The organism is Paracidovorax anthurii (assembly GCF_003269065.1).
In the GTDB taxonomy this organism is placed as follows: Bacteria; Pseudomonadota; Gammaproteobacteria; order Burkholderiales; family Burkholderiaceae_C; genus Paracidovorax; species Paracidovorax anthurii.
This window is the reverse complement of the sequence record NZ_QLTA01000012.1, coordinates 1-13,563: the sequence shown is the minus strand read 5'-3', so window position 1 is coordinate 13,563 and position 13,563 is coordinate 1. Positions and strand designations below refer to the sequence as shown.

Sequence of the window (13,563 nt, the reverse complement as noted above, 5' to 3'; positions counted from 1 at the left end):
AGGAAGAACCTCCATGGCCATGCGTTCCCACTATTGCGGTCTCGTCACCGAAGCCCTGATGGGCCAAACCGTCACCCTCGCGGGCTGGGTGAACCGCCGCCGCGACCATGGCGGCGTCATCTTCATCGACCTGCGCGACCGCGAAGGCTACGTGCAGGTGGTGTGCGACCCCGACCGCGCCGAGATGTTCAAGACGGCCGAGGGCGTGCGCAACGAGTTCTGCGTGCAGGTCAAGGGCCTGGTGCGCGCGCGTCCCGAGGGCACGACCAATGAAGGCCTCAAGAGCGGCAAGATCGAGGTGCTGTGCCACGAGCTGAACGTGCTCAACCCTTCCGTCACGCCCCCGTTCCAGCTCGACGAGGACAACCTCTCGGAGACCACGCGCCTCACGCACCGCGTGCTGGACCTGCGTCGCCCGTACATGCAGAACAACCTGATGCTGCGCTACCGCGTGGCGATGGAAGTGCGCAAGTTCCTCGACGCCAACGGCTTCATCGACATCGAGACCCCGATGCTCACCAAGAGCACGCCCGAGGGCGCGCGCGACTACCTCGTGCCCAGCCGCGTGCACGACGGCCAGTTCTTCGCGCTGCCGCAGTCGCCCCAGCTCTTCAAGCAGCTGCTGATGGTGGCGGGCTTCGACCGCTACTACCAGATCACGAAGTGCTTCCGCGACGAGGACCTGCGCGCCGACCGCCAGCCCGAGTTCACCCAGATCGATATCGAAACCTCCTTCCTGGGCGAGGAGGACATCCGCGACCTGTTCCAGGGCATGATCAAGACGGTGTTCCAGAACACGCTGGGCGTGGACCTGGGCGAGTTCCCGGTCATGACCTATCAGGACGCCGCCTACCGCTTCGGCTCCGACAAGCCCGACCTGCGCGTGAAGCTCGAATTCACCGAACTCACCGATGTCATGAAGGACGTGGACTTCAAGGTGTTCTCGGGCGCCGCCAACATGAAGGGCGGCCGCGTAGTGGCGCTGCGCGTGCCCGGTGGCGCGAAGGAGGGCTCGGGCCTCTCGCGCGGCGAGATCGACGGCTACACCGAGTTCGTGAAGATCTACGGCGCCAAGGGGCTGGCCTGGATCAAGGTCAACGAACTGGCCAAGGGCCGCGATGGCCTGCAGTCGCCCATCGTCAAGAACATCCATGACGCCGCCATCGCCGAGATCCTGAAGCGCTCGGGTGCGCAGGACGGCGACCTGCTGTTCTTCGGCGCTGACAAGGAAAAGATCGTCAACGACGCCATCGGCGCGCTGCGCATCAAGGTCGGCCACAGCGAGTTCGGCAAGAAGAGCGGCCTCTTCGAGGACCGCTGGGCGCCCCTGTGGGTGGTGGACTTCCCGATGTTCGAGTTCGACGAGGATTCGCAGCGCTACACCGCCGTGCACCACCCCTTCACCGCCCCGAAGGACGGCCACGAGGACTGGATGGTCACCGCGCCCGAGAAGTGCATTTCCAAGGGCTACGACATGGTGCTCAACGGCTGGGAAATGGGGGGCGGCTCGGTCCGTATCCACCGCGCCGACGTGCAGCAGAAGGTGTTCGACGCCCTCAACATCACGCCCGAGGAAGCGCAGCAGAAGTTCGGCTTCCTGCTGGACGCGCTGCAGTACGGCGCGCCCCCGCACGGCGGCCTGGCTTTCGGCCTGGACCGCATCGTGACGCTGATGACCCGCGCCGAATCGATCCGCGACGTGATCGCCTTCCCCAAGACGCAGCGCGCGCAGTGCCTGCTCACGCAGGCGCCGAGCCCCGTGGACGAGAAGCAGTTGCGCGAGCTGCACATCCGCCTGCGCAACCCCGATGCGGTCAAGGCCGCCTGAGGCATAGCGCGCGGGCGTCAGGCCGCGGCGCTACGGGGCGGCAGGGGCGAACGGCTCCTGCCGCTTTTCTTTTTTCCACCGAAGGAATCCGGCGATGTCCCACCTCCGAATCACGTTGTTGGCCGTGCTGTCCGTAGCAGGCCTGCTGGCTGGCTGCGGCGAGAAGAAGACCGAGCTGGGCCAGGGTGGCTCGGCGGTCCGCGGCTCGGCGGGGCCGCAGGGCGCGCAGAACGCGTCGCATGAGCTGGTGCGCTGCGATGCGCCCGTGGCCACGCTGGCGCTGGCCGAGAACCCCAATGGCTACATCATGGGCTCGGGCTACCAGTTGCCGCCTTCGCCGGTGCCGCTGGTCAAGCTGCTGGCGCAGCAGAGCGGGTGCTTCCGCGTGGTGGACCGCGCCGCCGGGCTGCGCGGCACGGTGCAGGAGCAGGAATTGAAGGATGCCGGCATCCTGCGCAAGAACGGCACGGTGCAGAAGGGGCACGGCTACGAAGCCCAGTACACGCTCACGCCCAGCCTCACGTTCAGCGAGCAGGATGCCGGGCGCGGCCTGGGCGGCATCCTCGCGATGATTCCCGTGCTGCGCGACATGGCGGGCCTCATCGGGCTGGCCGAGCAGGTGAAGTTCAAGGAGGCGCAGACCGCGCTGCTGCTGTCGGACAACGAGACCACGGAGCAGGTGGCGGCCGCCACGGGCGCGGCGCGTACCACGGACCTCGGCGTGGGCGGCCTCGTGCTGGGCCGGCTGGGCGGCGGCGCGGGCATGGGCTGGAGCAATACCAACGAAGGCAAGGTGATCGCCGCGGCCTTCCTGGATGCGCACAACCAGCTCGTGACCCAGGTCCGGGCGCTGCAGGCCAAGGAATTGCCCCCGCCGGTGGCGGTGAAGAAGACTGCCGGCAACTGAGCGCGGGGCCCCGGGGGCGGGCTGCGCTCACCCGCGGCAAGCCCATGCCAAGGCGTGGTGTTCCGGCCGCTGGAAAGCGCTAGAACACCGGGTTGACGCGAGTGCATCTGGGCGCGGGACTTGCTTACAGTGGGTCGGTCTTTCGGCCCGAATTCGGTGCCGGGAGGCTTTCTGGAGCCTTGCACCGTGTCCTCATCGCCGATGTCATCCCCCGAAGAGTGGTTGCGCTACATGCCCGCCGCGCAGCAGCAGAAGCAGGAGCTGCGGCTCGTCGAAAGCGCGTGGGACCATCTGGCGCTGCTGTCGTCGCTCTCCCTGCTGTCCGCCAAGGCGTCCTCGGGGAGCGACCTGGCGCGGGCGCGCAAGGATTTCGCCGCGCTGTCGGGCGAACTCATGCGCGGCCTGGCCGGCGAGGCGCTGCGCAACCGCCTGGACGATCTGGCCACCCGCGCGCAAGTCTGCATCGACGTGCTGGTGCGCAACCTGTTCGAGCGCACGGCGGACATCGGATTCTTCGCCACCGATGGCGAACTGGCGCGCTATCTGGGCGAGGGCCGCCATGGGCCGGAGCGCGCGGACATCGAGGCCCGCCTGCGCGCCTACGCGGGCAAGTACACCGTGTACGGCAACATCTTCCTCTTCGATGCACAGGGCGGGCTGCGCGCGAGCCTGCGGGGCGCGGCGCCGGGGGGCGAGGGCGCCGAGCCCGCGCCGCCGGACCCATGGCAGGCGCAGGACCAGGCGTTCCTGCGCGGGGTGCTGGGCAGCGATGCCGCCTATGTGGAGCACTATGCCCGGCACGGCTTCAGCGGCCAGGAGGCGCCGACGCTGGTGTATGCGCACCGGGTGGACTGGGAGGGACGGGCCGCCGGCGTGCTGTGCCTGGAGTTCCGGCTGGCCGACGAGATGCCGGCGATCTTCGCCTCGGTCCAGGGCACGCAGGAGGCGCAGGACATCGACCCGGTCCTCGCGCTGGTCGATGGCGAGGGGGCCATCCTGGCATCGAGCGATGTCCTGCAGTTGCCGGTGGGCTGGCGGCTGCCCGAGGCCGGCGACTCCGCGCCGCAAGGCGGCCAGGTGGTGCGCCACATGGGCCGCCGCTACCTGCTCGCGGCGCGGCGCACCCAGGGTTTCCAGGGCTATGGCGGGCCGGGCTGGCGCGGCGTGGCGCTGTTGCCGCTGGACGGCGCCTTCGACGAGGGCATGGGCCCATCGGGAGACCTTGCGGGCGTGGCGGGGCATGCGGACCTGCTGTCGGAAGAGCTGCGCGGCATCCCCGTGCGCTCCGCGGCGATCCAGTCGGCGCTGGAGCGCTCGGTGTGGAACGGGTTGCTCGACCTGAACCAGATCGGCGGCGAGGAGGTGGCGCCCCGCGAACTGCTCTTCGCACGCACGCTGCTCTCCGAGATCGGCGCCACCGCGCGCAAGACGGCGCGCGCGTTCGCCGTCGCGCTCGAAGGCCTTTACGGCGTGGTGACGCGCTCCCTGCTGCGGGACGCGCAGAGCCGGGCGGCGCTGGCAATGCAGATCCTGGACCGCAATCTCTACGAGCGCGCAAACGATTGCCGTTGGTGGGCGCTCACCCCGCAGTTCGCGCGCACGCTGGAGCAGCAGGACGCGCCCGGCTGCGCCGCCGCGACGGCCGTGCTGCAGGAGATCAATGCGCTCTACACCGTCTATGCCTGCCTGGTGCTGTTCGACCGCTCGGGGCGGGTGATCGCGGTGTCCCGGCCAGACCAGGCGCACCATGTGGGCGAGGTGCTGGACGAGCCGTGGGTGGGCCGCTGCCTGCGGCTGCCCTCCGAGCAGGCCTACACCGTGAGCGACTACGCCGGGAGCCGCTTCTATGCACCGGGGCCCACGTTCATCTACGCGGCGGCGGTGCGTGCGCCGGGCCGCGGCGCCGCGGGCGGGCGCGAGGCGGCGGTGCTGGGTGGCATCGCCGTGGTGTGGGATGCGGCCAGCCAGCTCGATTCCATCCTCGCGGACTGTGCCGTGGGGCTGGGGGCCCGCGACATGCTGGCGTTCGTGGACGCCGCCGGCGGCGTGGTGCGGTCCGGAGGCCAGGGGACGGCGGATGCCGACGGGGTCGTGCCCGGGGCGATGGCGGCGCTGCGCGCCGTGCCCGGCGAACGCATGCCGGTGGTGGGGGACCACCGCTACGGACTCGGCGTGGCCCGGGGCCAGGGCTACCGCGAGTTCCGCGCGCAGGACGGCTACGACCATGGCCTGCGCTGCGTGGCCCTGCGGCATCTGTGCGGCATCGCGGAGGGCGCTGCCGGCGCGCAGATGCCCGCGCTGCAGTCGGGCGCCGCGCGCGTCGATGCCGCTTTCGGATTGCAGGTGGCCACCTTCCTGGCCGGCACGCACTGGTTCGGCATCGACGCGGCCGAGGTCGTGGCCGCCGCGCCCGATGCCACGGTCCTGCACGCAGGCGGCGTCCGCGCGCCTTTCCTCGGGCTGGCGCAGATCGGCGAGCGGGTGTGCCCGGTGGTGGACCTGCGCAGCCTGGTGGCGGGGGCCGGGGCGGGCGGCGAGGTGTCCCGCACGGCCGATGCGAACCGGCAGCTCGTCGTGCTGCGCATTCCGCTGGAGGCGGGCCGCCATGGCGAATTCGCGTTGCGGGTGGACACGCTCGGCCCCATGCTCGATGTGGACCGGCGGCAGTTGCAGCCGGTGGCGTGGGGCGCGGCAGGCAGCGCCGACGGGCCGTCGCCGCTCATCGATGCGGTCCTCTCCGTGCCCGTTGCCGCCGAGAAACCAGCCAAGCGCCTGCTCTGCCGCATCGGCATGGCGTGGCTGCGGCAGTGCGCCATGGGGGTGCTGGGCGCCGTGGCGCCTCTGGACATGTCGGCCCTGCTGGCTTCCGATTGATACGGCTTCGCCATCCCGGCGATCATGGCGTGCCGCGCCACTCCGCTCCCCGCCTGACGGCCCATGCACACCACCGATCCCTCCGCCCCTTCTGCCCCTGCCGGCTTCAAGATCCCCGAGTCGGTGCTTGTGGTCATCCACACACCGGCCCTCGATGTGCTGCTGATCCGCCGCGCGGGCGGCGGCGCGGAGCACTGGCAGTCGGTCACCGGCAGCAAGGACTGGCCCGATGAGCCGTTCGAGGCCACGGCCGTGCGCGAGGTGCGGGAAGAGACCGGCATCGACGCGCGGGCGCCGGGGCATGTGCTCACGGACTGGCTGCTGGAGAACGAATACGACATCTGGCCGCAGTGGCTGCACCGCTATGCGCCGGGCGTGGCGCGCAACCGCGAACGGCTCTTCGGCCTCTGCGTGCCCGGAGGCACCCCCGTGGTGCTCAGCCCCCGCGAGCACGATGCGTGGCGCTGGCTGCCCTGGCGCGAGGCCGCGCTGGCCTGCTTCTCGCCGTCCAATGCCGAGGCCTGCCTGATGCTGCCGCGCTTCGCGCAGGGCTCGCGCCCGTAGTCATATGGGGCGCAGCCGCAGCATGCCGGCGGGGTCGGAGTCGCCGGTGAAGTCCGCGCCGCCGCTGCCGTTCGGGGCGGCGGGCGGCATGGGCGCCTGCGCCGGGGCGCCGGGGCGCCGGGCGCGGCCCGGCCACCGCGCAGCACCAGCTCGCCGGGCTTGCGTTCGCCGCCGTGGCCCAGCATGGCCCGGGCCGCGGCATGGCCGCAGCGCTGCCGCAGCGCATCGATGGCGTCCTGCTGTTCGGCCACCTGGGCGGCCTCCAGCCGGGCCGCGTGGCGGGCCAGCACCTGCTGCGCCAGGTCCAGCAGCTTGGTGTTGAGCGTGGCCTCGGCATGCTCCAGCAACTGCCGCACGGCACCCGCCGGGTCGCCGCCGAGGCTCTGGGCCATTGCTTCCTCGGCCGCGCGGTTGACGCGCGGCAGGCACGCGCGCACCGCCGCGGCGTGGTCGGGGCACGCGCCGCAGGCATTGGCCATCAGCTCGCACAGGCCGCGCGTGTTGGCGTAGCGCATGCCCAGCGCATCGATCCAGGCGGGGGCCTCGGCGAGGTCGATGGAGGTGTTGGTGAGCACGGCCAGCAGGCCCGAGAGATTGCAGGCCGCCTCGAAGTCGAAATCCGGGGCGCGGGCCTCCGCCGCCATGGCGCGCACGCCCGCGACGGCCTGGGCGAACTGCCGCTGCAGGATCAGCTGCAGCATGCGCACGACGTTCTCGAAGCGCAGCAGGCGCTGGCTCGACGGGTGCCGCTCGCGGATGCGCACAAAGTCCGCGATGCAGCGCTCCAGGCCCTTGCGGTCCGGGGCATCGAAGTAGCTGAACGCGAGCAGCACCAGCGACTGGTAGTCGAACAGCTTGGAGTCGATGCCCAGCACCGCCGCGCGCGACAGCATCTTCGCGGCGGTCTCGCGGTCGCCCATGTAGTGGGCCATCATGCCGAGCTTCTGCAGCCGCACCACGGAATCGGGCGTGAGCTGCGCCGCCGTGCGGTAGGTGGCGAGGGCCTCGTCGAACTGGCCCATCTCGACCTGCGCGCGGCCCAGCACGTCGTAGGCGTCGGCGAAGGAGGCATCCTCGCCGATGAGGCCCTGCAGCGTGGTCACCGCGCGGGGGGCCTGGCTCGCCTCGATCTGGGCGCGGGCCACGCCCAGCTTGGCCCAGGGCAGGGCGCGCGCCTCGATCACGGCCTCGAAGAGCGTGCGGGCCTCGTCGTGGCGGCCCAGGCGCAGCAGCAGCTCGCTGCCGATGCGCGCAGCGTAGAGCCAGTAGGGCTGCCGCGCCTCGAAGCGCTCCACGCAGAGCCGGGCCGCGCCTTCGAAGTCTTCCTCGCCGATGGCGTCGAAGATCGGGCGCAGGTGCGTCTTGCGCAGCCGTGCGGTGGACAGGCGCTCGAACAGCGCGCTGGGCGTGAAGGGCTTGAGCAGATAGCCGTCGAGCGCCGATTCGGCCGCCTCGGCGACGGCGGCGTACGAAGCCTCGGCCGTCACCATGAAGAACACGGTCGAGAAGGGCAGCATCTGCGCGCGCCGCAGGTCGTCGAGCAGCGTCTGGCCCGACTGGCCGGATTCGGGAAAGTACTGCTCGCACAGCACGTAGTCGAAGACGGTGTGTTCCAGCCGCGCACGCGCATCCTGGACCCGGCTGCACTGGATGACGCGCGAGATGCCGTATTCGCGCAACTGCGCCACCAGGATGCTGCGCGACGTGGCATTGCCATCGATGACCAGGGCCTGCAATTCAAGAGGAGCGGCGGCTTTGGCGCTGGACATGTCGTGCGCGCGGTGCGCGGCCAGGAGGGAAGGTGGAGCCCAGTGTAGGGCTTTGCGGTGCGCGGCGCGAGCCGGGTAAAGCCGGGGCGTGCCGGGCCGGGGCGGCGGCTGGGCCACAATCGCGCCATGGAACCATCGGACGGCACGGGCGACGGCGGCATTCTGCGGGTTGCCACCTACAACATCCACAAGGGCGTGCAGGGCCTGGGCCCGGCGCGCCGGCTCGAAATCCACAACCTCGGCCATGCTGTGGAGCAGCTCGACGCCGACATCGTCTGCCTGCAGGAGGTGCGCAAGGTGCACCGGCGCGGCGCGCAGCACTTCGCCCGCTGGCCCGAGATGCCGCAGGCCGAGTTCCTGGCCCCGGAGGGCTACGAGGCGGTCTACCGCACCAATGCGTTCACCCGCCACGGCGAGCACGGCAACGCGCTGCTCACGCGCTGGCCGGTGATCGGCCACCAGCACGAGGACATGTCCGACCACCGCTTCGAGCAGCGCGGCCTGCTGCACGTGGAGATCGAGCTGCAGGGCCGCCGCGTGCACGCCATCGTGGTGCACCTGGGGCTCATCCCCGGCAGCCGCGTGCGCCAGGTGGCGCAGCTGCAGCGCTTCATCGCGCGCGAGGTGCCGCCCGAGGCGCCCCTGGTGGTGGCGGGCGATTTCAACGACTGGGGCCAGCAGATCAAGCGCGCGCTCGCGGCCTTCGGGCTGCACGAGTACGACGGCGCGCCGCGCGCCTTCACCTACCCCGCGCGCCTGCCGATGGTGCAGCTCGACCACGTGTACGTGCGCAGGCTGGAGCCGATCGGGCTGCACGTGCCGCGCGGGCGCATCTGGTGGCGCATGTCCGACCATCTGCCGCTGATCGCGGAATTCCGCCTGTGACCCGCCGCGGAGCCCCTGCCGCGCCCCCCGCACTGTCGCCCGGCCGGCCGCCCCGGCGCTTCCCGCTGCCCGGCCGCCGCGCATCCGCCGCGCCCGCGCTGGGCGGCGGCCACCACGTGCGGCTGCTGCAGGGCTCGGCGGAACTGTTCGCCGCGCTGGTGGAGGAGATGGATGCGGCGATCTCCGACATCCAGTTCGAAACCTACATCTTCGATTGCACCGGCTCCGGGGCCGGCATCGCCGAGGCCCTGGTGCGCGCGGCCCGGCGCGGGGTGCGCGTGCACCTGGTGGTGGACGGCGTGGGCACCGGCCGCCTGGCCTCTCCGTGGCCCGCGCGCTTCGAGGAAGCCGGGGTGCGCATGCAGGTCTATTCGCCGCTGGGCCCGCTCGGGCTGCTGCTGCCCAGGCGCTGGCGGCGGCTGCACCGCAAGCTGTGCGTGGTGGATGGCTGCGTGCTGTTCTGCGGCGGCATCAATGTGCTGGACGACCTGCACGACCCCAACTACGGCGTCCTGGAGGCGCCGCGCTTCGATTTCGCCGTGCGCGTGGAAGGCCGCCTGGTGGAGGAGGCGGGCGAGGCCATGGAGCAGGTCTGGTGGCGCCTGCAGGCCGTGCGCGATGCGCGCCGGCGGCGCCTGGGCGATCTGCTGCGCGACCTGCGGGAGGCCGCGCGCTCCCGCCAGGCCGAGCGCCGCGCCCGAGAGGCGGCGGTCGGGCCGGGCCACGGCGCGCACGCCATGCGCGCCGGCCTGCTGCTGCGCGACAACCTGCGCAACCGCAGCCGCATCGAGCGTGCCTACCGCCGCGCCATCGGCAATGCCCGCCACGAGATCATCATCGCCAATGCCTATTTCCTGCCGGGCCGCAAGCTGCGGCGCGCGCTGGTGCTGGCCGCGCGGCGCGGCGTGCGCGTGCGGCTGCTGCTGCAGGGGCGCTACGAATACTTCATGCAGTACCACGCGGCCCGGCCTGTGTACGGGGCGCTGCTGGCCGCCGGCGTGGAGATCCACGAATACGCACCCAGCTTCCTGCATGCCAAGGTGGCGGTGATCGACGCGCGGGGCGAGCACCCGTGGGCCACGGTGGGCTCGTCCAACCTCGATCCGCTGTCGATGCTGCTGGCGCGCGAGGCGAACGTCGTGATCGAGGACGCCGCCTTCGCCGCCGGCCTGCGCGCGCGGCTGGTGGATGCGATGGAGCACGCGGGCCAGCGCCTGGACCCCCGGTCCTACGAGGCGCGCCCCTGGGGCCAGCGGCTGCGCGACCGCATCGCCTTCGGCCTCATGCGCATGGCCCTGTGGATCACGGGCCGCCGGTATTGAGACGCCGCGAAGGCCCGCACAGGCGGAGAGTTTGCTATTAAAGTAATAGCTGTCCAGTGAGCGGGGACGCCGACATGACCGCCAAAACCCTTGTGAAACCCGAAAGCGGCTTCGCTGGTACCATCGCGCGCATGTTCACACACCTTGCCGACGATCCGAACACCGCTCCCAGCCCCGAGGGAGCGCCTGTCTCGGCCAAGATCCGCGAGCGCCTGCTTGCTGCCCGCCAGCGGTTCCACGCCAATGACAACATCGCCGAATTCCTCCAGCCGGGCGAGCTGGAGCGGCTGCTCGACGAGGTCGAGTCCAAGATGCAGGGCGTGCTCGACAGCCTGGTCATCGACACGGCCGGCGACCACAACACCCGGAACACCGCCCGCCGCGTGGCCAAGATGTACATCAACGAGGTGTTCAAGGGCCGCTACGCGACGCCGCCGGCCATCACCGAGTTCCCCAATGCCGAGCACCTGAACGAGCTCATGATCGTGGGCCCGATCACCGTGCGCAGCGCCTGCAGCCACCATTTCTGCCCGGTGATCGGCAAGATCTGGATCGGCGTGCTGCCCAACGAGCACACCAACGTGATCGGCCTCTCGAAATACGCGCGCCTGGTCGATTGGGTCATGGGCCGCCCCCAGATCCAGGAAGAGGCCGTGGTGCAGCTAGCCGACCTCATCATGGAGAAGACCCAGCCCGACGGCCTGGCCATCGTGATGGAGGCCAGCCATTTCTGCATGTCCTGGCGCGGGGTGCGCGAGATGGACAGCAAGATGCTGAACTCGGTGATGCGCGGCGTGTTCCTCAAGGATGCCGCGCTGCGCCGCGAATTCCTCTCGCTCATTCCCGGAAGGAGCTGACATGCTCGTACGCCTGCTCTACGCGAGCCGCGCGGTGGACACTTCCAGCGCGGCCATCGAATCCATCCTCGGCCAGTCGCGCCAGCACAACCCCGCCTGCGGCATCACGGGCGTGCTGTGCTATGGCGGCGGCGTGTTCCTGCAGGCCATCGAGGGCGGGCGCTCCGCGGTGAGCCAGCTCTACGGCCACATCCAGCGCGACGTCCGCCACAAGGACGTGGAGCTGCTGCACTTCGAGGAGATCGAGGCGCGGCGCTTCAGCGGCTGGACGATGGGGCAGGTGAACCTCGGCAAGATCAACCATTCCATCCTGCTCAAGTACTCCGAGAGGCCGGAGCTGGACCCCTATTCGGTCTCGGGCCGCGTCTCCTTCGCGCTGCTGGAAGAGCTGATGGCCACGGCATCGATCATCGGCCGCGCCTGACTCTCCGCGCTCCGTGCACCCGCCGCAGCCCGCCTTTCGCGGGCTGCGGCGTTTTTCAGGGCCGCCCGGGCTGCCCCGCTCCCCGTTCCACCACCCCGGCCACCGCATGTCGCTCTCCGCCTTCGCCCTCATCCTGCTCGCCGGCCTGATCCACGCGGGCTGGAACATCGTGGCCAAGAAGGCCGGGGGCGACGCGCGCTTCGCCTTCTTCACGGCGGCGGTGATGATGGTCGCGTGGGCCCCGCTCGGCGCGTGGCTGGGATGGGACGCCGTGCCCCGCTGGGGCGTGCTGGAATGGGCCTTCGTGGCCGCGAGCGGCGTGCTGCACGTGGCGTACTACGTGATCCTGCTGCGCGGCTACCGCCTGGCCGACCTCACCGTGGTCTATCCGATCGCGCGGGGCTCCGGGCCGCTGCTGTCCTCGTGCGTGGCCATCGCGCTGCTGGGCGAGCGCATCACCGCGCTGGGCGTGGCCGGCATCGCGGGCGTGGTGGGCGGGGTGTTCCTGATCGCCGGCGGCCCGGCGCTGCTGCGCGCCCCGCACGATCCGGCCGCGCGCGCCCGGCTGCACCAGGGCATCGCCTACGGCCTGCTCACGGGCGCCTTCATCGCCAGCTACACCGTGGTGGACGGCTATGCCGTCAAGGTGCTGCTGATGTCGCCCATCCTCGTGGACTACATGGGCAATTTCGTGCGCGTGGCGCTGCTCGCGCCCGTCGTGCTGCGCGACGTGCCCGCCGCGCGGCGCCTGTGGAGCGCGCAGTGGCGCTTCGCGGTGGTCGTGGCGGTGGTGAGCCCGGTGGCCTACGTGCTGGTGCTGTTCGCGATGCAGCAGGCGCCGATGTCGCACGTGGCGCCCGCGCGCGAGGTCTCGATGCTGTTCGCCGCGCTGATCGGCGGGCATCTGCTGGGCGAGGGCGACCGCGCGGCGCGCATCGCCGGCGCGGTGCTGATCGCCGCCGGCGTGGCGGCGCTGGCGCTGGGGTAGGGCGATGGCGGCGCCCCCCGTGACGGCCGCTGCGGCCGGCCCGATGCTCGTCGGCTGCGACTTCTCCAGCAGCCCGGGACGGCGCAAGCCCATCGTGCTGGCCCGGGGCCATGAGCGCGCCGGGCGCGTGGTGCTCGCGGGGCTGGAGCGCTTCGAGACGCTCGGCGCCTTCGGCCGCTGGCTGGCCTCGCCGGGCGCGTGGGTGGGCGGGTTCGACCTGCCCTTCGGCCTGCCGCGCGAACTGCTGGCCGCGCTGGGCTGGCCCCTGGAATGGCGGGCCTGCATGGCGCATTACCGTGGCCTGGCCCGACCGCAGATCCGCGAGGCCTTCGCCGCGTTCTGCGCCGCGCGCCCGGTGGGCGGGAAGTTCGCGCACCGCGCCACCGACGGGCCGGCGGGCTCCAGCCCGTCGATGAAATGGGTCAATCCGCCCGTGGCCTACATGCTGCATGCCGGCGTGCCGCTGCTGATCGACGCGGGCGTGCACCTGCCGGGCCTGCATGCGGGCGATGCGGCGCGCGTGGCGCTGGAGGCCTATCCCGGCCTGCTGGCGCGCGAGATCCTGGGGCGGCGCAGCTACAAGAGCGACGACGCCGCCCGGCAGACCCCCGAGCGCTTCATCGCGCGCAAGGACCTGATCGCCGGGCTGGAGGCCGGTGCCACGCGCCTCGCCCTGCGGCTGGCGCTCACGCACGCGCAGCGCGACGCGCTGGCCGGCGACGCGAGCGGAGATAGCCTCGACGCCGTGCTGTGCATGGTGCAGGCCGCCTGGGCCGCGCGGCGCCGCGCCGAGGGCGATGCGCTCTATGGCCTGCCCGCCGGCCTGGACCCGCTCGAAGGCTGGATCGTCACCGCGCCGTTTCCTGCGGCGCCATGAGCCGCGCCGGCTTTGGCGGGCGGAAACGCGGGCTTTGCCGCCGCTTCACACGCGGGCCGCACAATGCCTTAGAACGTGTTCACGATCTCGCAGGGGTCGCGTTGGAGCGCAATCGGGATGAGTGGATGCCTCGGATGCGCCGCATGGGCCCGTGCCCATGCAAGCATCGGAGGCGTCCAATCGCCCGATTTCGCTCCAACCCTTCGGGCAGTGGCGTGTGCGGGCGGTCTGCGGCGTTGCGGCGCTGGCCCATAGCCGGGCTATGGGC

At 71.3% G+C, this 13,563-nt stretch carries 10 protein-coding genes and 1 pseudogene; 10 read left to right on the top strand and 1 reads right to left on the bottom strand.

What is annotated here, in order from left to right; translation table 11 throughout:
* Window positions 1–13 precede the first annotated feature (13 nt).
* From aspS to nudB, 4 genes are all read left to right on the top strand, one after another.
* A complete protein-coding gene (gene aspS / locus AX018_RS08010; protein ID WP_111876774.1) occupies window positions 14–1,828 on the top strand; it encodes an aspartate--tRNA ligase in 1,815 nt (604 codons plus the stop codon).
* A 94-nt stretch (window positions 1,829–1,922) separates the two neighbouring features.
* Window positions 1,923–2,735, top strand: a complete 813-nt coding sequence (locus tag AX018_RS08005; RefSeq protein ID WP_111876773.1) for a CsgG/HfaB family protein — start codon at window positions 1,923–1,925, stop codon at window positions 2,733–2,735.
* 201 nt (window positions 2,736–2,936) lie between these two features.
* A complete protein-coding gene (locus AX018_RS08000) occupies window positions 2,937–5,609 on the top strand; it encodes a chemotaxis protein CheW (protein ID WP_245951479.1) in 2,673 nt (890 codons plus the stop codon).
* 63 nt (window positions 5,610–5,672) lie between these two features.
* The gene (nudB, locus tag AX018_RS07995; RefSeq protein ID WP_111876771.1) at window positions 5,673–6,173 is read left to right on the top strand and encodes a dihydroneopterin triphosphate diphosphatase; all 501 of its coding nucleotides are present in this window, start codon (window positions 5,673–5,675) and stop codon (window positions 6,171–6,173) included.
* Between the two features lie 1,007 nt (window positions 6,174–7,180).
* Here nudB and AX018_RS26085 read toward each other — a convergent pair.
* Window positions 7,181–7,942: pseudogene (locus tag AX018_RS26085) on the bottom strand (response regulator); the annotation flags it as partial.
* Between the two features lie 126 nt (window positions 7,943–8,068).
* Here AX018_RS26085 and AX018_RS07985 point away from each other — a divergent pair.
* The 6 genes from AX018_RS07985 to AX018_RS07960 all read left to right on the top strand — a co-directional run bounded on the left by AX018_RS07985 (window position 8,069) and on the right by AX018_RS07960 (window position 13,295).
* Complete coding sequence (locus tag AX018_RS07985; RefSeq protein ID WP_111876770.1) at window positions 8,069–8,827, top strand: endonuclease/exonuclease/phosphatase family protein; 759 nt, start codon at window positions 8,069–8,071, stop codon at window positions 8,825–8,827.
* Window positions 8,828–8,892: 65 nt separating this feature from the next.
* Window positions 8,893–10,149, top strand: coding sequence for a cardiolipin synthase ClsB (gene clsB / locus AX018_RS07980; RefSeq protein ID WP_211322397.1), 1,257 nt, complete (start codon window positions 8,893–8,895; stop codon window positions 10,147–10,149).
* A 131-nt stretch (window positions 10,150–10,280) separates the two neighbouring features.
* A complete protein-coding gene (gene folE, locus AX018_RS07975; protein ID WP_111876848.1) occupies window positions 10,281–11,006 on the top strand; it encodes a GTP cyclohydrolase I in 726 nt (241 codons plus the stop codon).
* Between the two features lies 1 nt (window position 11,007).
* On the top strand, window positions 11,008–11,430 hold the full coding sequence (locus AX018_RS07970; RefSeq protein WP_111876769.1) for a BLUF domain-containing protein: 423 nt from the start codon (window positions 11,008–11,010) through the stop codon (window positions 11,428–11,430).
* A gap of 106 nt (window positions 11,431–11,536) precedes the next feature.
* On the top strand, window positions 11,537–12,418 hold the full coding sequence (locus AX018_RS07965; RefSeq protein ID WP_111876768.1) for an EamA family transporter: 882 nt from the start codon (window positions 11,537–11,539) through the stop codon (window positions 12,416–12,418).
* A gap of 4 nt (window positions 12,419–12,422) precedes the next feature.
* Entirely contained in the window at window positions 12,423–13,295 is an 873-nt protein-coding gene (locus AX018_RS07960; protein WP_111876767.1) for a DUF429 domain-containing protein, read from the top strand.
* Window positions 13,296–13,563 lie beyond the last annotated feature (268 nt).